The sequence below is a fragment of the Streptococcus sp. CP1998 genome (assembly GCF_041026655.1).
GTDB lineage: Bacteria > Bacillota > Bacilli > Lactobacillales > Streptococcaceae > Streptococcus > Streptococcus dentalis.
The window spans coordinates 452948-474908 of record NZ_CP163380.1; the positions used below are offsets into that span (position 1 = coordinate 452948).

General features: G+C 42.5%; 22 protein-coding genes and 1 pseudogene. 21 read left to right on the forward strand and 2 right to left on the reverse strand.

Annotated features, from left to right (window positions below; translation table 11 throughout):
• The first annotated feature begins 125 nt into the window (after nt 1-125).
• The 17 genes and pseudogenes from AB4X21_RS02430 to AB4X21_RS02510 all read left to right on the forward strand — a co-directional run bounded on the left by AB4X21_RS02430 (nt 126) and on the right by AB4X21_RS02510 (nt 14413).
• Nucleotides 126-572 (forward strand): LytTR family DNA-binding domain-containing protein, encoded by a 447-nt coding sequence (locus AB4X21_RS02430; RefSeq protein ID WP_003004160.1) that lies wholly within the window; start codon nt 126-128, stop codon nt 570-572.
• Between the two features lie 4 nt (nt 573-576).
• Nucleotides 577-1272 carry a hypothetical protein gene (locus AB4X21_RS02435; RefSeq protein ID WP_070449818.1) on the forward strand — a complete coding sequence of 232 codons (696 nt, stop codon included), beginning with the start codon at nt 577-579 and terminating at the stop codon, nt 1270-1272.
• Between the two features lie 118 nt (nt 1273-1390).
• A complete protein-coding gene (gene rpmB, locus AB4X21_RS02440) occupies nt 1391-1579 on the forward strand; it encodes a 50S ribosomal protein L28 (protein ID WP_001140948.1) in 189 nt (62 codons plus the stop codon).
• 142 nt (nt 1580-1721) lie between these two features.
• On the forward strand, nt 1722-2087 hold the full coding sequence (locus tag AB4X21_RS02445) for an Asp23/Gls24 family envelope stress response protein (RefSeq protein ID WP_003004393.1): 366 nt from the start codon (nt 1722-1724) through the stop codon (nt 2085-2087).
• A gap of 2 nt (nt 2088-2089) precedes the next feature.
• Nucleotides 2090-3754 (forward strand): DAK2 domain-containing protein, encoded by a 1665-nt coding sequence (locus tag AB4X21_RS02450; protein WP_369088132.1) that lies wholly within the window; start codon nt 2090-2092, stop codon nt 3752-3754.
• A 283-nt stretch (nt 3755-4037) separates the two neighbouring features.
• Nucleotides 4038-4592, forward strand: coding sequence for an SP0191 family lipoprotein (locus AB4X21_RS02455; protein WP_369088133.1), 555 nt, complete (start codon nt 4038-4040; stop codon nt 4590-4592).
• A 133-nt stretch (nt 4593-4725) separates the two neighbouring features.
• On the forward strand, nt 4726-4917 hold the full coding sequence (locus AB4X21_RS02460; RefSeq protein WP_223141338.1) for a hypothetical protein: 192 nt from the start codon (nt 4726-4728) through the stop codon (nt 4915-4917).
• A 72-nt stretch (nt 4918-4989) separates the two neighbouring features.
• Nucleotides 4990-5907: pseudogene (locus AB4X21_RS02465) on the forward strand (ABC transporter ATP-binding protein).
• Nucleotides 5876-6616, forward strand: a complete 741-nt coding sequence (locus AB4X21_RS02470; protein WP_320910920.1) for an ABC transporter permease — start codon at nt 5876-5878, stop codon at nt 6614-6616. The pseudogene AB4X21_RS02465 and the gene AB4X21_RS02470 overlap by 32 nt, the downstream one beginning before the upstream one ends.
• A complete protein-coding gene (locus AB4X21_RS02475; RefSeq protein WP_155127043.1) occupies nt 6613-7710 on the forward strand; it encodes a sensor histidine kinase in 1098 nt (365 codons plus the stop codon). The genes AB4X21_RS02470 and AB4X21_RS02475 overlap by 4 nt, the downstream gene beginning before the upstream one ends.
• Nucleotide 7711: 1 nt before the next feature.
• The gene (locus AB4X21_RS02480) at nt 7712-8311 is read left to right on the forward strand and encodes a response regulator transcription factor (protein ID WP_003013932.1); all 600 of its coding nucleotides are present in this window, start codon (nt 7712-7714) and stop codon (nt 8309-8311) included.
• A gap of 188 nt (nt 8312-8499) precedes the next feature.
• The gene (locus AB4X21_RS02485) at nt 8500-10200 is read left to right on the forward strand and encodes an acetolactate synthase large subunit (RefSeq protein ID WP_003004603.1); all 1701 of its coding nucleotides are present in this window, start codon (nt 8500-8502) and stop codon (nt 10198-10200) included.
• On the forward strand, nt 10193-10669 hold the full coding sequence (gene ilvN / locus AB4X21_RS02490) for an acetolactate synthase small subunit (protein ID WP_003010242.1): 477 nt from the start codon (nt 10193-10195) through the stop codon (nt 10667-10669). The genes AB4X21_RS02485 and ilvN overlap by 8 nt, the downstream gene beginning before the upstream one ends.
• 66 nt (nt 10670-10735) lie before the next feature.
• Complete coding sequence (ilvC, locus tag AB4X21_RS02495) at nt 10736-11758, forward strand: ketol-acid reductoisomerase (RefSeq protein WP_320910919.1); 1023 nt, start codon at nt 10736-10738, stop codon at nt 11756-11758.
• A gap of 76 nt (nt 11759-11834) precedes the next feature.
• Nucleotides 11835-13085: a threonine ammonia-lyase IlvA gene (ilvA, locus tag AB4X21_RS02500; RefSeq protein WP_003004336.1), complete on the forward strand. Its 1251-nt coding sequence runs from the start codon at nt 11835-11837 to the stop codon at nt 13083-13085.
• A gap of 110 nt (nt 13086-13195) precedes the next feature.
• Nucleotides 13196-14089: an SPFH domain-containing protein gene (locus AB4X21_RS02505; protein ID WP_369088134.1), complete on the forward strand. Its 894-nt coding sequence runs from the start codon at nt 13196-13198 to the stop codon at nt 14087-14089.
• 108 nt (nt 14090-14197) lie between these two features.
• The gene (locus AB4X21_RS02510) at nt 14198-14413 is read left to right on the forward strand and encodes a hypothetical protein (RefSeq protein WP_003004771.1); all 216 of its coding nucleotides are present in this window, start codon (nt 14198-14200) and stop codon (nt 14411-14413) included.
• A 119-nt stretch (nt 14414-14532) separates the two neighbouring features.
• On the opposite strand, the gene AB4X21_RS02515 is transcribed toward AB4X21_RS02510, so the two are convergent.
• Nucleotides 14533-15273, reverse strand: a complete 741-nt coding sequence (locus AB4X21_RS02515) for an amino acid ABC transporter ATP-binding protein (RefSeq protein ID WP_155127046.1) — start codon at nt 15271-15273, stop codon at nt 14533-14535.
• Nucleotides 15273-16835, reverse strand: coding sequence for an ABC transporter substrate-binding protein/permease (locus AB4X21_RS02520; protein ID WP_155127049.1), 1563 nt, complete (start codon nt 16833-16835; stop codon nt 15273-15275). The genes AB4X21_RS02515 and AB4X21_RS02520 overlap by 1 nt, the downstream gene beginning before the upstream one ends.
• A gap of 117 nt (nt 16836-16952) precedes the next feature.
• On the opposite strand from AB4X21_RS02520, the gene AB4X21_RS02525 reads away from it, so the two are divergent.
• The 4 genes from AB4X21_RS02525 to AB4X21_RS02540 all read left to right on the forward strand — a co-directional run bounded on the left by AB4X21_RS02525 (nt 16953) and on the right by AB4X21_RS02540 (nt 21832).
• Nucleotides 16953-18860, forward strand: coding sequence for a DUF2207 domain-containing protein (locus tag AB4X21_RS02525; RefSeq protein WP_369088135.1), 1908 nt, complete (start codon nt 16953-16955; stop codon nt 18858-18860).
• 108 nt (nt 18861-18968) lie between these two features.
• Entirely contained in the window at nt 18969-19805 is an 837-nt protein-coding gene (locus AB4X21_RS02530) for an undecaprenyl-diphosphate phosphatase (RefSeq protein WP_003013906.1), read from the forward strand.
• Nucleotides 19806-19940: 135 nt separating this feature from the next.
• Entirely contained in the window at nt 19941-20678 is a 738-nt protein-coding gene (mecA, locus tag AB4X21_RS02535; RefSeq protein WP_151379282.1) for an adaptor protein MecA, read from the forward strand.
• Nucleotides 20675-21832, forward strand: a complete 1158-nt coding sequence (locus tag AB4X21_RS02540) for a glycosyltransferase family 4 protein (RefSeq protein ID WP_369088136.1) — start codon at nt 20675-20677, stop codon at nt 21830-21832. The genes mecA and AB4X21_RS02540 overlap by 4 nt, the downstream gene beginning before the upstream one ends.
• Nucleotides 21833-21961: the final 129 nt, after the last annotated feature.

The following is a 21961-nucleotide window of genomic DNA, read 5'->3' on the forward strand; positions in this document are numbered from 1 at the left end:
ATCAGCTTTTTTACTTCTCAAAAACTACCTCTTGATGGGGAAAATGTGCCACTTACTGAAAAGCCCTTGTTTTGTTTTCAACAGCTGTTATAATGGTACTATCAAAACGTTTGGAAAGGAGTTTTATGAAAGTTAGAATCGAATTGGATCCATCAATGGATGAGCCTGAGATCTTGATTCGAGCTCCGCGCTTGACCCCGGAGTTGACCCAGCTGCAAGAGAGAATCTTAGAACAAAAGGTTGCTCCTTTAGCCTTCTACAAGGATCGAAGTGAGTATTTTCTAGATGTGGCATCGATCCTCTTTTTTGAGACGGACGGGGAGAAGATTTTTGGGCACACCAAGGACGAGGCCTATGAGGTCAAGCAGAAGCTCTATGAGTTGGAGGAGTTGCTTCCCATCGCCTTTTGTCGGATATCCAAATCCACCATTGTCAACGCCAAGCAGATCTACTCTCTGGAAAAGTCTTTTTCAGGGACCAGCACGGTCAATTTCTATCAGACCCATAAGCAGGTTCACGTATCCAGACGCTACTATCAACTCTTAAAAGAACGACTAAATGAAATGAGGTAATATCATGAGAAAAAAATTAATTGGAGTATTCTTAATCCTTTTAGCAGCCTTAATCCTCTTACAAGGCTATTTTGTAAAATGGGACATTAGCATCTGGACCTTAGCTTGGGTCACCTTGCTTGCAGTCCTATCCCTCTCTAGTTTCTTAAAACGCCATTTTGGTTGGGGCTTCATCTATGGACTTTTAGCCCTCTTTTGTCTCAATGGACAATACCATTTCCTTCCGGTGTCCAATTCAGTTGTCATCCTTTCCTCAATTCTCGCTGTGATTGGGCTCAATATTTTGTTTAAACCCTCTAAGAAAACAAAAGCCCGCCTAGCTTCCTATTCTGCTGGATCCATGAATAAGTCGGATGGCAATGACATCGATGTCACTTTTTCAACGGTGACAAAATATCTCAATGACCAACACTTTACCCACGGAAGTGCAGATGTAAGTATGGGCGAAGCATCGGTGTATTTTGACAATTGCCGGATTGAAGGTCCATCTGCTCAGTTTGTTGTCGATGTTTCCCTTGGAAGTTTGAGTCTCTATGTACCAAGTGATTGGCGTGTCCATGTAAATGTGGATAATTCCCTCTCAGCGATCCAACATCAGGAAAATCCAAGTGCTCTGACAAGCAAGGATTTCTACATTACGGGCGATGTTTCCTTAGGAAATCTGGAAATTATCTATGTCGGAGCGAATTCGTTTTCTTAAGTCGGAAATGAAAAACTTTGGCCAAAAGCTTGCCAAGAGAGATTTTTTTTGGTAATATAGTACGGTATGTGGTGCTAGCACATCCGTTATATTAGATCTAATAGGAGGAAACACAGAAATGGCTAAAGTATGTTATTTCACAGGTCGTAAGACTGTATCAGGTAACAACCGTTCACACGCTATGAACCAAACAAAACGTGCCGTAAAACCAAACCTTCAAAAAGTAACTGTCCTTATTGATGGTAAACCTAAAAAAGTTTGGGCTTCAGCTCGTGCATTGAAATCTGGTAAAGTAGAACGCGTTTAATAAAGAATATAGAACCTCATAGAGGTTCTTTTCTTTTTCTCTAGAGACAGCTGTCACAGCGGGAGAAGAATAGTCCCTACCCTTTTACAGCTGATCTCTTTTATGGTAAAATAGAATATAAAATACTTTTGAGGTAGAAATTATGACAGTAAAAATCAATACAAAGGACGGTCAAATTGAATTGACTGATGAGGTTATCGCAACTGTTGTAGGCGGTGCTGCTACTGAGATCTTCGGTGTGGTTGGAATGGCCAGCAAAAATGCGATCAAAGATAATTTCCAAGCTCTCCTAGGGAAAGAGAACTTCTCTAAAGGTGTTGTTGTCAAAACAACGGAAGCAGGAACTATCGCAGTTGATGTTTACACTGTTTTGAGCTATGGAACAAAAATTAGCGAAGTCTCAAAAAATATTCAAGAACGTGTGAAATTTAGTTTGGAAAATCAACTTGGAATCACTACGGATACTGTGAATGTCTATATTCAAAATATCAAGATTGTGGGAGAATAATCGTGGCTAATATTACTACAAGTTTATTTCAAGAAATGGTCCAAGCGGGGGCTACGCGCTTAAATAAACAAGCGGAATATGTAAACTCTTTGAACGTCTTTCCTGTACCAGATGGAGATACAGGGACTAATATGGGAATGACCATCGAAAATGGGGCCAAAGAAGTGTCTGACCGTTCTGCATCAACTGTTGGAGAAGCAGCAGGGATCTTCGCTAAAGGCCTCTTGATGGGTGCGCGTGGGAACTCGGGAGTTATCACTTCTCAATTGTTCCGCGGATTTTCTCAAAGTGTCAAAGACAAAGAAGAATTGGATGGAGCAGCACTTGCAGCAGCCTTCCAATCTGGGGTAGAAGTTGCTTATAAAGCTGTTATGAAGCCGGTTGAAGGAACCATTTTGACGGTTTCTCGTGGGGCAGCCATCGGTGCCAAGAAAAAAGCAGAATCTACCAACGATGCAGTAGAAGTCATGCGTGCCGCTCTTGAAGGAGCTAAAACAGCTCTTGCGAAGACTCCAGATATGTTGCCAGTCTTAAAAGAAGTTGGCGTGGTAGACTCTGGTGGTCAAGGGTTGGTCTTCATCTATGAAGGATTCTTGTCAGCCTTGACAGGTGAATTCATCGCTTCTGAAGAGTTCCAAGCAACACCTGCAACCATGTCAGAAATGATCAATGCAGAGCACCACAAGTCAGTCGCTGGCCATGTGGCAACTGAAGACATCAAGTTTGGTTACTGTACAGAAATCATGGTCGCTTTGAAACAAGGTCCAACCTATGTCAAAGACTTCGATTACGATGAATTCCGTAACTATTTGAACAACCTTGGGGATTCCCTATTGGTGGTGAATGACGATGAGATTGTCAAAGTTCACGTCCATACAGAAGATCCAGGTCTTGTCATGCAAGAAGGTCTTAAGTACGGAAGCTTGGTCAAGGTGAAAGTCGACAACATGCGCAACCAACACGAAGCGCAAGTTGAAAAAGAAGAGCGCCAAGTCAAACCACTTGAAGAAAAAGAATATGCCATCATCGCAGTTGTAGCGGGTGATGGATTGGCTGATATCTTTAAAGCGCAAGGAGTGGATTACATCATCTCTGGTGGTCAAACCATGAACCCATCGACAGAAGACTTTGTCAAAGCAGTTGAAGAGTTGAATGCGCGCAACATTATTATCTTGCCAAACAACAAAAATATCTTGATGGCTGCTCAATCTGCAGCAGAAGTGATTGATCAACCTGCAGCAGTTGTTGAGACCAAGACCATCCCTCAAGGATTGACTAGTCTTCTTGCCTTTGATGAAAGCAAATCGATCGAAGAGAACTACGAACGCATGAGCGCTTCATTGGGCGATGTTGTGTCTGGTAGTGTGACAACAGCGGTTCGCGATACCACTATTGATGGGCTTGAAATCCATGAAAATGATAATCTTGGAATGGTCGATGGCAAAATCGTTGTTTCAAATCCAGATATGATGGAAACCTTGGAAGAAACATTCGCTCATATGTTGGATGAAGACAGTGAAATTGTGACCATCTATGTTGGTGAAGACGGCAGTGAGGAGTTGGCAAATGAATTGGCCCAAGCCCTTGCTGAGAAGTATGAGGATGTAGAAGTGGAAATCCACCAAGGTGGCCAACCGGTCTACCCATACTTGTTTAGTGTAGAATAATTGAACAGAAGGTTCCTTTCGGAACCTTTTTTGTATATAGATAAACGAGGAAATTTCCTATGAAATCGGCGTGATTTGGAGAATTTTAGATGGAAGTGAACTCTCCACGGAGGCTTTATTCGTGAGAAAAAGGAGTTTCTGCAAAAAGTCTCATATTCATCAGATTTTTATTCAAATTGAAGAGCTTGAAAAGAGGAGAAAATGGTTTGAGAAGTGGAGTTTTTAGACAAGAAAGACGCGATATGTTATACTGGTATCAGTATGTGAAAGGAGAGTTATAAAAATGAAGAAATTTTTTGTAACCCTTGGGCTAGCCATTTTGGTATTGACTGGTTGTTCGCAATCCCAAACAAAGAAAACTACAACCGCTAGCTCATCTAGCAGTTCCTCTGTTAAAAAAGAAGTAAAAAATGAAGAAAAAACCACAACCTTAGTAGGAGATATCAATGGAACAAAACACCGGGATATCATCAAATCTAAGGGAGATAAGGTTGAAAACCTTCGCATCGAAGTGACAGCTGATCTGCCCAAACAACTTGGGACCATTGCGGCAGAGAAATCACCTGAAGAACTTACAGCGACCATTCAAGCTTTGTTGGAACAAAACGAAGACTACAAGAAGTTAAAAACCGTTCCTGGTTTTAGTTTGGAGTACACAATCACTCCAGAGAAAAAATTGCTCTCAACTAGTGTGATTGATCTCAACCAAATTGATGGCAAGTCTCTAGAAGAAATTTCTTACTTTAAAGATGCCGGTCTCAATGATTTGAAAAACATGAAGGCAGATGCCTTGGTCAAGGCCTTGAAGCTGCATGGCATGAAAGAAGAAGGTCAGTAAGAAGAATAGAAAAAGTCGAGTGAAGTCACTTGGCTTTTTTTAGTGACTTTTGTCATGTGAGCGAGTGACAAAATCATCTAGTTGCCTCTTCTTCCTTTTCATATAATAAAGTCAGAAAGTAAGAGGGTTGAAAATGAAACAATGGATCTATAAAGTATTTACGTTAACAGTGGTGGGAATGGTCATCTATTTGATCTTTTCAAAGGATGATAGCCTCTATTACCATTTCCCTTGGGAATTATTTGCTGGGCTTGGTATCATGAGCTGGGCGGTTCAAGAAGGATTGAAAATGATCAAGTCTGTTAAAAAGGAAATGGAGCAATGAAACAAACGGGAGTGACCTTGGTTGTTTTTGTCATCATTCTGGCCGTTTAAGGCTGCTTGAAAGGAGAGTATCATGAGCGTCATTAGAGTAGAGAACTTGAACAAAAGTATCAGAGGAAAGGTGATCCTAGAAGATCTTTCTTTCACAGTGGAATGGGGGGATTGACTGGCCTTGATTGGGCCAAACGGAGCTGGGAAAACAAGTTTGATGAACTGTCTTCTGGGAGATATGAAGGCGACTTCTGGAATCATTGAAGTAGAAGGGAAGGCTCCTGGTCATCCTCGATTAAAGGCTAGTGTGTCCTATCTCCCTCAAGAGAATGCTATCGTTCAAAAGTTAACCGTGCAAGAACTGATCAACTTCTTTCGCTCTATTTATCCCAACCCCTTAACAGGGGAAGAAATTGATGATCTATTGCGATTCAGCCTGGAACAAAAGAAGCAATTGGCTAGCAAGTTGTCTGGTGGTCAAAAGCGCCTCTTATCCTTTGTTCTAACCTTGATTGGTTGTCCGAGTCTTTTGTTTTTGGACGAGCCAACTGCTGGAATGGATACATCCACTCGCCAACGCTTTTGGGAAATCGTCGGGAATTTAAAGGACCAAGGTGTGACTATTGTCTATTCTTCCCATTACATCGAGGAAGTAGAGCATACAGCTGATCGGATTCTAGTCTTGCATCAGGGGCATTTGCTTCGGGATACAACGCCTCTCGCTATGAGAAGCGAAGAGGTAGAAAAACATTTCACCTTGCCTTTGCGCTACCAAGCTCTAGCAGCAGAGATGGAAGGTGTTAGTGAAGTAATCATTAAACCCGATGCTCTTCAGATTGTGACACGTGATGCCAATCGTTTGTGGACTCGATTGCAAGAAGAAGGATGTTCGATCCAAGAAATCGAAGTAAGTAATCGAAGTTTATTGGATTCTATTTTTGAAAATACAAAGGAAGTAGGTAGAGAAGATGAAACGCATGAAAGCTCTCGGCGTGGTTGAGTGGCATTTGACCAGTCGCCAAGCTATTTATTACTTGTTATCAATTGGGATGCCCACGGCCTTTTATCTCTTCTTTTCAGGGATGTACCAGGACACGCCAGGGGCCCCCGCTCACTTTATGAGGGATTATCTCCTCTCCATGACGGCTTTTTCCATGATGTCTACGGCTCTATTTTCTTTTCCAACGGTTCTTGAAACCGATCGACTCAATAATTGGCAAAAAATCTTGCGCCATACCCCCGTATCTATGGTAGAATATTATCTAATAAAGGTTGTGGGTCTCTTTGTCGATTTTCTCCTATCGATTGGAGTTGTCTTTACCGTGGGCCATGTGGTGCGGCATGTGAATATGTCCCTACAGGATTGGGTCTTAGCGGCCTTCCTTCTCATCCTAGGAAGTCTAGCTTTTGTAGCTATCGGTCTGGTCTTGACCCTGCTTCCTTCTAGTCAATTGATGTCTGTTGTAGGTAATCTCCTATACATGGGACTGGCTGTCATGGGTGGCCTTTGGATGCCTATTAGCCTCTTTCCAGAATGGATGCAAGCCATCGGCAAATGCCTTCCAACCTATCAATTGATGGAACTGATTAAGACCTTTTTAAACAAGGGACAGGTCAATGTCTTTGCGAGTGTCTATTTAACCTTGTTTAGCCTGGCCTTGTTTGCCCTTGTTATTGTCTATCGTCGTCATTCTGAGGTTCGTTCATGATTGAAAAACTCAAACATATTCACCATATGTTTTACGTAGGCTTAATCTTTATGGCCTTTCCCTTTGCTTCTATTTTCTTAGGGCAGATTCCCTGGTGGCATTTCTTTTTAGCCATCTTCTTTATGATAAGCTATCTAGGAATCCTCATTACTGAAAATAAGAAACTGACCTGGCTTTTTTGGATTTATCTTCTGCTGTATATTGCAGGAAATACCTTTTTTGTTGGAACTAGCTTTTGTTGGTTTTACTATTATCTGAGCAATATTTTGATCTATCGTTTTGGGATTCGCGATTTTCGCTCGCCCTTTCTTTGGACGGCTGTTGGATCACTACTGATCCTTTTTGGAGCGCTATTATTTAATAGGGAGATGAGAGAAAATGATTGGCTTTTTGTCCTGATCGTCTCTTTGTTTATCGCGGTTATGACCTTTAGTATGGTTCGGATGGAGATGATGGAAGAGTTGAAAGCTGACCATGCCAAGCAAAACGCCCAGATCAATCTCTTGCTGGCAGAAAACGAGCGCCATCGGATTGGTCGTGATCTGCATGACAGTCTAGGACACACCTTTGCCATGCTCAGTGTCAAGGCGGACCTAGCTGATCAATTCTTAGCATTGGGTCAGGTTGAGAAGGCCCAGGAACAGGTGCAAGAGATTCAAGCCATCAGTCAAGAGTCCATGCACCAAGTCCGAGAGATTGTCGAGAACTTGAAGCAGCGAACCTTGGCAAGAGAGCTAGAAACCGTCAAGCAAATGCTGGAAGTGGCGCAAGTAAAAGTGGAGATTCAAAACGAGCTTGATACAGCCAGCATCTCGCCGATCCTAGAATCTGCTCTGGCTATGGTATCTCTAGAATTAGCTACCAATATGATCAAACACGCTAAAGCGACGCAAGCTCTCCTCTCTTATCGCTCCACCGAGACAGGAGTGGAAATGGTCGCAGAAGACAATGGCATCGGCTTTGACAAAGTTTCCGACAAGGACCTGCACTCGATTCGCGAACGGATTGCCTTGTTGGGAGGAGAGCTGGAGATCAGTCAACAACACAAGCCGACCCGGATAGAAATACGGATCCCCTATCAAGAAAGGAAATAAGATGCGCTTATTAGTTGCTGAAGACCAAAGTATGTTGCGCGATGCTCTCTGCCAGCTCTTGCTCCTGCAAGAGGATGTGGAAGATGTCTTGCAGGCAGGCGATGGACAAGAGGCCATTCGTTTACTCGAAACACATCCAGTCGATATTGCGATTTTAGATATCGAAATGCCCATTAAAACAGGGTTAGAAGTGTTGGAGTGGGCTAAACGTCAACAACCCCAGATCAAGGTCGTCATCGTTACCACCTTTAAGCGCCCGGGCTATTTCGAGCGGGCTCTCAAGGCTGGAGTCGATGCTTATGTCTTAAAAGAACGCCGCATCACAGATTTGATGGCGACTCTTCATGCAGTATTAGCAGGGCAAAAAGAATATTCACCTGAATTAATGGAAGGGATCTTGACCCATCCCAATCCTCTAAGCCCTCAAGAAAAGGCAGTTTTAAAAGAAGTCGCAAAAGGGGCTTCTAACCAAGAAATTGCTGATCGTTTATTCCTCTCAAACGGGACCATCCGCAATTATATGTCAGCCATTCTGACCAAGTTGGATGCGGAAAACCGGACCGAGGCGGCAAAGATCGCCCAAGAAAAGGGTTGGTTATAAGGAAGAAAAGTTTCTAGGATTTCCTAGAGACTTTTTTTCTGATAGACGTAGCATTTTTAGAAAAACTCTCATTCTTTGGATTTGAATAGAAAATTCAGAAAATTTACTATTTTTCCTTGAAATATTTTCTAAAAATGGTATGATAGTAGCATGCTAATTTGATATACAAAGTACTGGAAAGGAGAGACATGGAGAAAATTACCTTAGAAACTGCGAAAACTGGTTCAGAGCTCGTTCTTGAAACCCTGCGTGATTTGGGCATTGATACGATTTTTGGATATCCTGGTGGAGCGGTTTTGCCTTTATACGATGCCATCTATAGCTTTGAGGGTATCCAGCATATCTTGGGTCGTCATGAACAAGGATGCTTGCATGAGGCTGAAGGCTACGCTAAATCAACTGGAAAGCTGGGTGTCGCAGTCGTCACTAGCGGACCGGGGGCGACCAATGCCATTACAGGGATTGCAGATGCTATGAGCGATAGCGTTCCCTTACTAGTCTTCACTGGCCAAGTCAATCGTGCTGGGATCGGGAAAGACGCCTTCCAAGAAGCGGATATCGTGGGAATTACCATGCCCATCACCAAGTACAACTATCAAGTACGTGAGACGGCAGATATTCCGCGAATTATCACCGAAGCTGTCCATATTGCGACGACCGGCCGTCCTGGCCCTGTGGTAATTGACCTTCCAAAGGATGTGTCTGCTTTAGAGACAGATTTCATCTATGAACCAAGTGTGAAGCTTCCAAGCTACCAACCTACCATTGAACCCAATGAATTGCAGATCAAAAAGATTTTGAAGCAATTGAGTAAGGCTAAAAAACCAGTTCTTCTTGCTGGTGGTGGGGTAAGTTACGCTGGAGCGGCAAAAGAGTTGATTGCTCTAGCAGAGCGCTATCAGATTCCAGTAGTGACCAGTCTGTTAGGTCAAGGAACGATTGCGACCAGTCATCCTCTTTTCCTAGGGATGGGAGGAATGCACGGATCCTTCGCAGCTAATATTGCTATGACAGAGACAGATTTCATGATCAGTGTTGGTTGTCGATTTGATGACCGTTTAACAGGGAATCCAAAGACTTTCGCTAAAAATGCTAAGGTTGCCCATATCGATATTGATCCCGCAGAGATTGGGAAGATCATTGCTGTTGACATTCCTGTCGTTGGCGATGCAAAGAAGGCCTTACAGCAGTTGCTAGCAGAGCCGACGGTTCATAACAACACAGAAAAATGGATCGAAAAGGTGACCCAAGATAAGAACCGGGTTCGTTCATACGACAAGAAGGAACGGGTTGTGCAGCCACAAGCTGTGATTGAACGCATCGGAGAGTTGACCAAGGGGGACGCTATTGTCGTCACAGACGTTGGACAACACCAAATGTGGGCAGCTCAATACTATCCTTACCAAAATGAGCGACAATTGGTGACATCTGGTGGTCTAGGAACAATGGGATTCGGTGTTCCTGCAGCTATCGGAGCGAAAATTGCCAATCCAGATAAAGAAGTTGTTCTCTTTGTCGGAGATGGTGGTTTCCAAATGACCAACCAAGAATTGGCGATATTAAATATTTATAAGGTTCCGATCAAGGTCGTTATGCTCAACAACCACTCGCTTGGGATGGTCCGCCAATGGCAAGAAGCCTTCTATGATGGTCGGACGTCAGAGTCAGTCTTTGATAGCCTTCCAGATTTCCAATTGATGGCGCAAGCATACGGGATCAAGAATTATAAATTTGATAATCCTGAAACTCTTGAGAAGGATTTGGAAGTCATCACAGAAGATGTACCAATGTTCATCGAAGTAGACATTTCTCGGAAAGAGCATGTCTTACCGATGGTACCAGCTGGTAAGAGTAATCATGAGATGTTGGGGGTGAAGTTTAATGCGTAGAATGTTAACAGCCAAACTTCAAAACCGCTCAGGTGTTCTGAATCGCTTTACAGGAGTCTTGTCGAGACGTCAAGTCAATATCGAAAGTATCTCTGTTGGCGCAACAGAAAACCCTAATGTATCGCGGATTACCATTATCATTGATGTTGCTTCGCACGATGAAGTGGAGCAAATCATCAAACAGCTCAACCGCCAGGTGGATGTGATCCGTGTCCGGGATATCACGGATAAACCACACTTGGAGCGCGAAGTTATCTTGGTGAAAGTTTCTGCACCAGCTGAGAAGCGGGCAGAAATCTTGGCCATTATTCAACCTTTCCGTGCAACCGTGGTCGACGTAGCTCCAAGCTCGATTACTGTTCAAATGACGGGAAATGCAGAAAAGAGCGAAGCCCTCATTCGTGTCATTCGACCTTATGGGATTAAAAACATTGCCCGCACCGGTGCAACCGGATTTACTCGAGATTAATTCTCGCCTTAACATTGTTAACCCCGCCTTAAAAAGGCAAATTAAAATAGAAAAGAGATTTTACTTATGGCAGTTCAGATGGAATACGAAAAAGATGTTAAAGTTGCAGCGTTAACTGGTAAAAAAATTGCTGTAATCGGTTATGGTTCTCAAGGACATGCACACGCACAAAATTTGCGTGACTCAGGTCATGATGTTATTATCGGTGTTCGCCCAGGGAAATCATTCGATAAAGCAAAAGAAGATGGCTTTGATACCTATACGGTGGCAGAAGCGACTAAATTGGCTGATGTCATCATGATTTTGGCACCAGATGAAATCCAACAAGAATTGTACGAAACAGAAATTGCGCCAAACTTGGAAGCTGGTAATGCGGTTGGTTTTGCGCATGGATTTAATATCCATTTCGAATTCATCAAGGTTCCAGCAGATGTCGATGTCTTTATGTGTGCTCCAAAAGGACCAGGTCACTTGGTACGTCGTACTTACACTGAAGGATTTGGTGTACCAGCACTTTACGCTGTCTATCAAGATGCTACTGGTAATGCGAAAGATATCGCTATGGACTGGTGTAAAGGTGTTGGTGCGGCACGCGTTGGTCTTCTTGAAACAACTTACAAAGAAGAAACGGAAGAAGATTTGTTCGGAGAACAAGCTGTACTTTGTGGTGGTTTGACTGCCCTCATCGAGGCTGGTTTTGAAGTATTGACTGAAGCCGGTTATGCTCCAGAATTAGCATACTTTGAAGTTCTTCATGAAATGAAATTGATTGTGGACTTGATCTACGAAGGTGGCTTCAAGAAAATGCGTCAATCAATCTCTAACACTGCTGAATACGGTGACTATGTATCAGGCCCACGTGTAATCACTGAACAAGTGAAAGAAAATATGAAAGCTGTTCTTACTGACATTCAAAATGGTAACTTCGCTAACGACTTTGTTAACGACTACAAAGCTGGACGTCCAAAATTAACTGCTTACCGCGAACAAGCTGCTAACCTTGAAATTGAAAAAGTTGGTGCTGAATTGCGTAAAGCAATGCCGTTCGTTGGTCAAAATGACGATGACGCCTTCAAAATCTACAACTAATTGTCTGTAGAAGACTAAGCAAGTTGGGACACCCTGGCTTGCTTTTTTCATCAAATCACAGCAACAGAGGTATGAAATGATAACAGCAAAAGATGTGGCTAAGGCCCATAAAATATTAAGTGGAGTCGTTGTCAATACGCCCCTTGAATACGACCACTATTTATCTGAAAAATATGGGGCAAAGATTTATTTGAAAAAAGAAAATGCCCAACGCGTTCGTTCTTTCAAGATTCGTGGCGCCTACTTTGCGATCTCTCAATTATCAAAAGAAGAGCGGGAACGTGGGGTAGTGTGTGCATCTGCGGGAAACCATGCGCAAGGGGTTGCTTACACATGTAATGAGATGAAAATTCCAGCGACTATTTTTATGCCCATTACGACACCGCAACAAAAGATTGGACAAGTCCGCTTCTTTGGTGGGGATTATGTAACAATCAAGTTGGTCGGAGATACTTTTGACGCTTCAGCGAAGGCAGCACAAGAATTTACACTTGCAGAAAAAAGGACCTTTATTGACCCATTTGATAATCCATTCGTACAGGCTGGTCAAGGGACGGTTGCCTACGAAATCCTTGAGGATGCTCGGAAAGAGTCGATTGCCTTTGATGCTGTCCTTGTTCCTGTCGGTGGAGGAGGCCTCATTTCAGGTGTTTCTGCCTACATCAAAGAAACGGATCCTCGGATTGAGGTCATTGGGGTAGAGGCCGAGGGAGCACGCTCCATGAAGGCGGCCTTTGAAGCAGGAGGCCCCGTCAAATTACCAGAAATTGATAAGTTTGCAGACGGAATTGCCGTACAAAAGGTGGGACAATTGACCTATGAAGTAACCCGCCAGCATGTGGAAACCCTGGTTGGAGTCGATGAAGGTTTGATTTCAGAGACTTTGATTGATCTTTATTCTAAGCAAGGGATCGTAGCCGAACCAGCGGGAGCTGCCAGTGTAGCATCCCTTGAAATCTTGCGCGAATACATCAAGGGTAAAACGATCTGTTGTATTATCTCAGGTGGGAATAATGACATCAACCGTATGCCTGAGATGGAAGAACGTGCCTTGATCTACGATGGAGTAAAACACTACTTTATCATCAATTTCCCACAACGTCCAGGTGCCCTTCGCGAATTTGTAAATGATATCTTAGGGCCAAATGATGATATCACGCGTTTTGAATACATTAAACGCGCCAGCAAGGGGACAGGTCCTGTCTTGATTGGGGTTACTTTGGCTAATAAACATGACTATGCAGGCTTGGTCAACCGTATTGAGCGTTTTGATCCGTCTTTCATTAATTTGAACGGAAATGAAACTCTCTATAATATGCTAGTCTGAATATCATACAGAAACAAACGACTATTTAAGCAATATATTTTGATGGAATATATTGCTTTTTTATGAAGACTTGTGATATGATATGCGTAAATTAAAAGGAGGAACTTTTTATGCCAGGATTTATTATCTTTGTTTTATTCTTGCTACTAGTTGCAGGAGTCATTGTGATCAGCTCACTATATGTGGTGAAACAACAATCCGTTGCCATCATCGAGCGTTTCGGACGTTATCAAAAAATTAGTGATAGTGGCATTCATATGCGAGCGCCTTTTGGCATCGATAAAATTGCCGCACGAGTTCAATTGCGCGTCTTGCAGAGTGAGATCGTGGTTGAAACAAAAACTCAGGATAACGTATTTGTCACCATGAATGTGGCGACGCAATACCGAGTGAACGAAAGCAACGTAAAGGATGCCTACTACAAACTCATGCGCCCAGAATCACAGATTAAATCATACATTGAAGATGCTCTTCGTTCTTCTGTGCCTAAGCTGACCTTGGATGAATTGTTTGAGAAAAAAGATGAAATCGCCCTTGAAGTTCAAAAACAAGTGGCAGAAGAAATGTCAACTTATGGATATATTATTGTTAAAACCTTGATCACCAAAGTTGAGCCAGATGCCGAAGTGAAACAATCCATGAATGAGATCAATGCGGCGCAAAGAAAACGCGTGGCGACTCAGGAATTGGCAGAAGCAGACAAAATCAAGATCGTTACTGCTGCCGAAGCTGAGGCGGAAAAAGACCGTTTGCACGGGGTTGGTATTGCTGAGCAACGGAAGGCTATTGTCGATGGATTGGCAGACTCTATTAAAGAGTTAAAAGGTGCGAATGTAGACTTGACTGAAGAACAAATCATGTCTATTCTCTTAACCAACCAGTACTTAGATACCTTAAATAATTTTGCAGATAAAGAAGGAAATAATACGATTTTCCTACCAGCAAACCCAGATGGCGTCGAAAACATTCGTACACAAATATTATCAGCCTTGAAAGCAAAGTAAACTTTTTTTCATTTTTTAAAAAAGGTTCGTATTTTCAGCGATTTTAGTTGACAAAATGTGCAAAAAAATTTATATTAGTATTGGAAATAATAATATAGGAGAAAGATCATGGCTAAATCGAACTTTGAAAAAGTAGAATCAGTTGTTGGATGGGTGCGTGATAAGAAAATTACAGGTTATCGTATCAGCAAAGAAACAAACGCCCGTGAAATGTCTATCATTGCCTTGGCTCAAGGACGTGCAAAAGTGAAGAATATCTCGTTTGAAACGGCACTTGGATTGATTGATTTTTATGACAAAAATCATCAAAAATTCGAAGATTAATTTGTTGTTCCAATTGAAAACCAGAGAATTTGCTCTCTGGTTTTTTTTGATGCCTCAAAAGCAGAAGCGATACAAAAAACAGCTTGCTTCCATACTGGTAAGCAAACTGTTTCAAGAGATTAATGCAAGAAGCGTTGAAGGAATTCCTTGGTCCGTTCTTCTTTTGGATTGCTAAAGATTTCTTTTGGATCTCCTTGCTCAGCGATGACTCCCTTGTCCATGAAGATGACCCGGCTAGAGACATCGCGGGCAAATTCCATTTCGTGGGTTACAACAATCATGGTGAGGCCTTCTTTTGCAAGGTCCTGCATGATTTTCAAGACTTCCCCAACCATTTCTGGGTCTAGGGCAGAAGTCGGTTCATCGAAGAGAATGGCATCAGGATCCATAGAGAGGGCGCGTGCGATGGCAACCCGTTGCTTTTGACCACCTGAAAGTTGTTTCGGACGGGCAGCCCAATATTGAGAGCCCATACCGACTTTTTCAAGGTTTTCTTTGGCAATTTTTTCTGCGGTTTCACGATCACGCTTGAGGACGGTTGTTTGTGCAACGATGGTATTTTCCAAGACATTTAAATTTTCAAAGAGATTAAAGCTTTGGAAAACCATTCCCAATTTCTCGCGGTAGTGGGTAAGATCATACTCAGGATCAAGAACATTTTGTCCACGATAGAGAATCTCTCCAGCTGTAGGAGTCTCTAGAAGATTGATGGAGCGAAGGAAGGTTGATTTTCCGCTACCAGAGCTCCCGATGATGGAGATCACCTCTCCTTTTTCAACCGTAAGGGAAATATCTTTCAAAACCTCATTTTGACCATAAGATTTTTTTAAATGTTGGATTTCAAGAATTTTTTCTGCCATTATTTCACCTCATTGACTTGCATTTGATTGGCACCTGTAGTATAAGTATCAGAATCTAAGCGACGTTCGATGTAGCGAAGAATTCGTGTGATGGTAAAGGTGAGAACGAAGTAAATCACAGCGATGATCGTAAAGGTTGGGAAGTATTGGTAGTTTTGAGTTGCGACCGTATTTCCTGTAAAGTACAGTTCAACTACAGAGATAACATTCAAAACAGATGTATCCTTGATGTTAATAACAAATTCATTCCCTGTTGCTGGCAAGATATTGCGAACAACCTGTGGAAGGACGACCTTGCGCATGGTTTGTCCATGGGTCATTCCTAGAGCAGTCGCTGCTTCAAACTGACCTGGATCCACTGCTAAGATCCCGCCACGAACAATCTCACTCATATAAGCTCCGGTATTGATGGATACGATAAAGATGGCGGCCCAGGTACGATCCAAGGAAATGTTGAAGGCTTGGGCGGAACCGTAGAAAATGACCATGGATTGAACGATCATCGGAGTTCCACGGAAGATTTCAATGTAGACATTGAGGAACCAACCAAAGGCAGTTTGGCATCCAGCAAGGAATTTATTTTTAGCCTTCGGAGCTGTCCGGAAGACACCGATTAACAAACCGATAATCAATCCAGCGATGGTCCCTGTCATGGAGATGAGGAGGGTCATACCAGTTCCACGTAAGAACTGTGGTCCATTATCTTTCAAAATCTTCATCATTTGGCTGAAGAAAGTCTGCTCATCATCGCTAGCATCACTGGAAGCTGGTTGCTTCTTAATCATATCATCCATGAGTTTGACTTGGTCTTCAGACGAAATTTTAGCTAGTGCGGCATTGACTTGGTCAATTCTAGTGTCACCCTTCTTCATCCCGATAGCGATAGTCGCATCTTCTTCCCCAACTACAAATCCTTTTTTGAATTGAATCATCTTAAATTTAGAATTAGCGGACTCGGCGGTTAGGGCTTCGGGACGTTCAGAAACATAGGCATCAATAACACCCGATTCTAAAGCTTGACGCATCTGGGCAAAATCACCCATTGCAGTTTCTTGTTTCGCACCCTTGAGTTGGGAAATGAGAGAATAGAGGTAGACCCCTTGTTGAGAGGTGACTTTTGCATCCTTAAAGTCATCTAGACTAGTGGCGTTTGCATAGTTTCCATCTTTACGAACGAGCATGACCGGTTCACTGGTATAGTAGCTCTTGGAGAAGGCGACCTCTTTTTTACGTTCAGCGGTTGGACTCATCCCAGCGATAATCATATCGATTTTACCAGAAGTGAGGGCTGGAATTAAACCGTTCCAAGAAGTTTTTACGATCAGAGGTTTTTTACCTAACTCCTCAGCAACTTTTTTGGCGATTTGGACATCGTACCCATTAGCATATTGATTGGTACCGTCAATTTTAACAGCTCCATTTGCATCATCTTCTTGGGTCCAGTTGAAAGGAGCATAGGCAGCTTCCATTCCAATTCGTAAATAGTCATCTGCATGAGCTACCTGTGTGATGCCTAGGCAAATGAAAAGCCCTGTTAAGAGCGCGAATAATGTTTTTTTCATTTTTTCTCCTCTTCCTTATTTTAACTCTTCCTATTGTACAGTAAAATGGGTTGCATTTCAAACATGGTCCTCTTTTTATTTAAAAAATGCTATAATAATACAAAGGAGCGTGATCAAATGAAAAAGTATTTGTATGTTTTTTTCACCTTTCTGGCCTGCCTTTTTGTCAGTCAGAATGTCCATGCATCTAGCCCATCTTATGATGTACTTTACTATGGTGGAACCTTGACCTTGGACACCTGGGATGATGCCACCTATGAGGAGGAGTTGGTCTATTATTTCAAAGATTCTTATAGAGGGCAGTATGTTAGCCTAGGAACTGCGGGCAACATGCCACAAGGGTTTGCAATTGAGATACCGCCAAAGGTTGAGGTGGAAGGTCGTGATCTTCAAAGAGAACCCGAGATTACGAATCTAGGTGATGGCTACCGAGTGAAAATTTATAACAGTGGTGTAGCGCAAGATACAGTCAAAATAAAAGTCACATGGAAATTAAAAAATCTTCTTTATTCACACAAGGATATCTTGCAGTTGAACTGGAAACCAATTACGGATGGCGATCAGAAGGTGGACGAAGTTCAATTTCGTGTCATTCCTAAGTTTGCACCAGCCAATGCCCAGTCGGAACTGTATATCCATACAGCCTTTATGGGACCGGATGTGACTGTAAAGAAAGAAGATGGAATCTATTCTGCCACTTTCTATAACCTAGGCAAAGGAAAAGCTGTGGAGTTGTATGGTTACTGGTTGAAGTCAGACCTAACTACCTTGTATGATTCTGGTCGAAATACAGGATTGACCAAATTGGATGAATTTCACAAGAACCAAGCTAAAATTGAACAGGAAAAATACTGGACACGCATGTTTTGGAACTGGATCTTACCAGCCTTATTGATTGCACTCTGGCTTCTTTCTCTCTTGGGTCGCAAACGGTTCAAAAAAATGATTTGGCCTGGTGTGACTTATCCGACTGATACTCGTCTTTATGAAATTCCACAGGATATTGCACCTCTTGTCATGAGCTCGGTTGTTTATTCAGCTGAATTAGACGAGGCCTCCCCTACCAATAAAGAGAAGGCAACTCCGCCGGTATTTACATTTGAAAAAATGCTTCAAGCTACATTGCTGGATTTGATGGATCGTGGAGTGATTGTCTACGAGCAACAAGGAAATGAAGTCGTTTTGACCAGAAAGTCTCATGGGCATGTAGATGATTTTGAACGTTCCTTTATGAATATGGCTTTTGGGGATCAAGTTTCCTGTCCTGTTAACCGTCTCTTTGAGAATTATGAATTCAGTGATGATGTATACAAACATGCCAAAAAAGCAGATCAAGATGCGATTCGTTCACTAGGAAGTAAGGCTCAGGCTCGTTTTGATACGGCTGTCAACCAAGTGGCCCGAGATGTTCATCGCAAGGTGGAAGATCTCCATTTGCCAAGCTACTATCGCCCTTTAGAAGCAAAAGAAGAAGCGCAAGCTAGACGAAGTCTCTTCTTTGGTTGGGCTGCTTGGTTTATCGCTCTTGGAGCAGAAATCTTTGCTATCTTTGGGATGGGTTGGTTCTCTGTTCCTTGTTTGATAGGGATCCTCATACTTTGGTTTATGCCAGTGCGCTTCAATGGTGTCTTTAAAGCCTGCCTACGAGATGGGGTTGTCAATCTTGCGGGTGCTGAGCAACGCTATTACTGGGATAGTTTTGGTCGGATGTTGAAAGAGATTGCCCACCTCAACGATGCAGAGTTGCAGTCTCTGGTCCTATGGAATCGCTTATTGGTCTATGCGGCCTTGTATGGTGTAGCTGATCAGGTCACAAAGGTCATGAAGCTTCGGAATATTCATTTAGAAAATCAAGCCTTAAACGCCTTCGTTTACACCCCGTTCTATCATGATGTGACCCACTCAAGTCATGCCATGTCTACTTATGGATCGACAGCATCGACAGCTAGTCATTTCACAGTTTCCTCTGGTAGTGGAGGAGGTTTCTCTGGCGGAGGAGGCGGAGGAGGCTTTGGTGCCTTCTAAGTAGCGCTGAGAATGGTCTTGGTCGCTCTTTCCCTTCTAGTTTAGAAGGCCTAGTCCAGTCCATAGAATTATGATATAATAGAGCAAATGTAAGTTTAGGAGAAAAAGATGTTTCTGATCGAATTAATCAAGGCGGTTCTTTTTGGGATTGTCGAGGGGATTACAGAATGGTTGCCGATCTCAAGTACAGGTCACTTGATTCTGTTACAGGATTTTGTGCAGTTTAAAAATCAAGATCCAGCCTTTATGGAGATGTTCAATGTTGTGATCCAATTGGGAGCGATCCTAGCGGTTGTGGTGATTTATTTCGATAAATTGTATCCGTTCAAACCTGGTAAATCTCCACTCGAAGTACGGCGGACTTGGCAATTATGGGCAAAAGTTGCGGTTGCAACGCTCCCGCTTGTCTTTGTTTTTAAATTAGATGATTGGTTTGAGGCGCATTTCCACAATTCGATTTCCGTTGCGATTATGTTGATCACATATGGGATTGCCTTTATCTATCTAGAAAGACGGGAACAAGTTGAGCCGGCAGTGACGGAATTGCGTAAGCTTCCTTATCGAACAGCTCTTTATATCGGACTCTTCCAAGTCTTATCGCTATTTCCAGGAACAAGCCGTTCAGGTGCTACGATTGTAGGTGGCTTGATCAATGGTGTAAGCCGTCCAGTCGTGACAGAATTCACCTTTTATCTAGGAATTCCAGCTATGTTTGGAGCAAGTCTCTTAAAAGTTGGGAAATTCGTTCTAGGAGGGCATTCGCTTGCACTGGGACAACTCTTTATTCTACTGGTAGCGATGGGAGTAGCCTTTGTGGTTAGTATGTATGCTATCCGCTTCTTGACAGATTATGTGAAAAATCATGATTTCACCGTCTTTGGGAAATACCGGATTGTTCTTGGTTCTATCTTGTTATTGTATGGACTCCTCCGTGTCATTTTCTAATAGAACGGTTGAACTCGATCAAATTGTTTTTTGAGGTTGGAGACTTTTGTCCCAACCTCTTTTCTATGCATCCTTTTTTTGAATTCTATCCAATTTTTTAGTATAATAGTAAGACTAGAAGTATGAGGTTATGCTATGAAGATGAAGCAAATTAGTGATTCAACTATTAAAATCACAATCCAACTAGAAGACTTAGAAGAACGTGGGATGGAAATTGCTGATTTTCTTGTCCCGCAAGAAAAAACAGAAGAATTTTTCTACGCCATTTTGGATGAGCTCGAAATGCCAGAAAGCTTCCTGGATAGCGGGATGCTGAGTTTTCGTGTTACACCAAAACCAGATAAATTGGATGTTTTTGTTACCAAATCAAAAATTGACCAACAATTGGATTTTGAGGATTTGTCAGATCTTCCTGATATGGAAGAGTTGTCGCGCATGACGCCAGATGAATTTATCAAAACCTTGGAAAAAACAATCTCTGATAAGACAAAAGGGGATGCAGAAGCTATTCACCATTTGGAACAAGAAGAGTTACGTGACAATCAAGAACAAGATCCGACACCTGAATCACTAGTAAGTCAGTATATTTATTACATTTTGCGTTTTTCAAATATCCAGCAAGCAGTTGCCTTTTCAAAAACGGTCAGCTTTCCAGTGGATACCTCTGAATTATACAAAATGGGATCCGATTATTATTTAACTGTCTTGATCGATACAGAGGATCAACCAAATCAATATCCAACCTGGTTACTTGCTATCATTCGGGAGTATGCGGATGATTCAGAAGTGACACGGGCAGTTCTGCAGGAACATGGTCATTTATTAATGGTGTCTGGTGCGATTGAGAATTTGAAGAAAGTTGCTAGCTTATGATGTCCTTTTCCTTGCAATTTGTTCTGGTGCTGATTGGGACTTTTGTGATTGCCTTGGTATTGACGCCCTTGGTTCGCCTATTCTCCTTTAAGATTGATGCCGTAGATTATCCGAATGCGCGTCGGATCAATACCAAACCCATGCCAAGCGCGGGTGGACTGTCTATTGTGATCGCTTTTTCGATTGCGACTCTCGTCTTTATTCCTATGCTGACATCCACCGCCGCACCAATCAAAAGTTACCTCTCCTATACATTGCCGGTCGTAGGAGCGGGATGGATTATCGCTCTCACAGGCTTGATCGATGATGTAAAAGAGTTGTCTGCCAAGAAAAAGATGATCGGCATCCTGCTAGCGGCGAGTCTGGTCTGGTTTTTGACGGATTTTCGGCTGAATGATTTTAAGATTCCTTTCGGTGGTCCCTTACTTCATTTTGAACCATGGCTATCGTATCTTTTGACAGTGATTTGGATTGTTTCTATCACCAATGCGGTCAATCTGATTGATGGACTAGATGGATTGGTGAGTGGGGTCTCTATTATTTCTCTCGTGACAATGGGGATTGTGTCCTATTTCTTTCTGCCGGTGCCCAATCTCTTTTTGACCATGACGATCTTTGTCTTGGTTGCGTCCATCGCAGGTTTCTTTCCTTTTAACTACCATCCGGCTATTCTCTATTTGGGAGACACGGGTGCCTTGTTTATAGGATTCATGATTTCTGTCTTGTCCTTGCAAGGTTTGAAAAATTCAACGGCAGTTGCTGTCGTTACTCCTATGATCATTTTGGGAGTACCGATTACAGATACCTTTTTAGCCATTATCCGTCGGACCCTGTCTGGTCAAAAATTTTATAAACCGGATCGCAATCACTTACACCACCGACTTCTGTCTCTGGGCTTGACACATCGGGGAACTGTACTTGTGATCTATGGAATTTCGATGATTTTCTCCTTGATTTCTCTCTTGCTCAACATCTCGAGTCGCATTGGGGGCGTCCTACTTGTGATCGGGCTCTTGTTTGGAGTAGAGTTGTTAGCAGAATTGATCGGGGTACTGGGTCCACATCATAGTCCTTTGTTAAATGTTCTGCGCTATATAGGGAATTCTTCCTACCGGGAGGAAGTTCGTCAAAAACGAAAAGAAAAAACTAAATAAGAATAGTTCTAATCAAAAGAAAAGCCATTTGGGCTTTTTTTTGATATACTTGAAAGGTAAAAAAATACTTTGTGATGAAGGAATCTTTGCTTTGAGAACCTTCTAGACTTCAAAGTAAAAAGAAAGGGA

What these genes read in the sequence shown, in the direction of transcription:
- AB4X21_RS02430 (WP_003004160.1), top strand. Translation starts at nt 126, where the DNA reads ATGAAAGTTAGAATCGAATTGGATCCATCAATGGATGAGCCTGAGATC.
- AB4X21_RS02435 (WP_070449818.1), top strand. Translation starts at nt 577, where the DNA reads ATGAGAAAAAAATTAATTGGAGTATTCTTAATCCTTTTAGCAGCCTTA.
- rpmB (WP_001140948.1), top strand. Translation starts at nt 1,391, where the DNA reads ATGGCTAAAGTATGTTATTTCACAGGTCGTAAGACTGTATCAGGTAAC.
- AB4X21_RS02445 (WP_003004393.1), top strand. Translation starts at nt 1,722, where the DNA reads ATGACAGTAAAAATCAATACAAAGGACGGTCAAATTGAATTGACTGAT.
- AB4X21_RS02455 (WP_369088133.1), top strand. Translation starts at nt 4,038, where the DNA reads ATGAAGAAATTTTTTGTAACCCTTGGGCTAGCCATTTTGGTATTGACT.
- AB4X21_RS02460 (WP_223141338.1), top strand. Translation starts at nt 4,726, where the DNA reads ATGAAACAATGGATCTATAAAGTATTTACGTTAACAGTGGTGGGAATG.
- AB4X21_RS02470 (WP_320910920.1), top strand. Translation starts at nt 5,876, where the DNA reads ATGAAACGCATGAAAGCTCTCGGCGTGGTTGAGTGGCATTTGACCAGT.
- AB4X21_RS02475 (WP_155127043.1), top strand. Translation starts at nt 6,613, where the DNA reads ATGATTGAAAAACTCAAACATATTCACCATATGTTTTACGTAGGCTTA.
- AB4X21_RS02480 (WP_003013932.1), top strand. Translation starts at nt 7,712, where the DNA reads ATGCGCTTATTAGTTGCTGAAGACCAAAGTATGTTGCGCGATGCTCTC.
- AB4X21_RS02485 (WP_003004603.1), top strand. Translation starts at nt 8,500, where the DNA reads ATGGAGAAAATTACCTTAGAAACTGCGAAAACTGGTTCAGAGCTCGTT.
- ilvN (WP_003010242.1), top strand. Translation starts at nt 10,193, where the DNA reads ATGCGTAGAATGTTAACAGCCAAACTTCAAAACCGCTCAGGTGTTCTG.
- ilvC (WP_320910919.1), top strand. Translation starts at nt 10,736, where the DNA reads ATGGCAGTTCAGATGGAATACGAAAAAGATGTTAAAGTTGCAGCGTTA.
- ilvA (WP_003004336.1), top strand. Translation starts at nt 11,835, where the DNA reads ATGATAACAGCAAAAGATGTGGCTAAGGCCCATAAAATATTAAGTGGA.
- AB4X21_RS02505 (WP_369088134.1), top strand. Translation starts at nt 13,196, where the DNA reads ATGCCAGGATTTATTATCTTTGTTTTATTCTTGCTACTAGTTGCAGGA.
- AB4X21_RS02510 (WP_003004771.1), top strand. Translation starts at nt 14,198, where the DNA reads ATGGCTAAATCGAACTTTGAAAAAGTAGAATCAGTTGTTGGATGGGTG.
- AB4X21_RS02515 (WP_155127046.1), bottom strand. Translation starts at nt 15,273, where the DNA reads ATGGCAGAAAAAATTCTTGAAATCCAACATTTAAAAAAATCTTATGGT.
- AB4X21_RS02520 (WP_155127049.1), bottom strand. Translation starts at nt 16,835, where the DNA reads ATGAAAAAAACATTATTCGCGCTCTTAACAGGGCTTTTCATTTGCCTA.
- AB4X21_RS02525 (WP_369088135.1), top strand. Translation starts at nt 16,953, where the DNA reads ATGAAAAAGTATTTGTATGTTTTTTTCACCTTTCTGGCCTGCCTTTTT.
- AB4X21_RS02530 (WP_003013906.1), top strand. Translation starts at nt 18,969, where the DNA reads ATGTTTCTGATCGAATTAATCAAGGCGGTTCTTTTTGGGATTGTCGAG.
- mecA (WP_151379282.1), top strand. Translation starts at nt 19,941, where the DNA reads ATGAAGATGAAGCAAATTAGTGATTCAACTATTAAAATCACAATCCAA.
- AB4X21_RS02540 (WP_369088136.1), top strand. Translation starts at nt 20,675, where the DNA reads ATGATGTCCTTTTCCTTGCAATTTGTTCTGGTGCTGATTGGGACTTTT.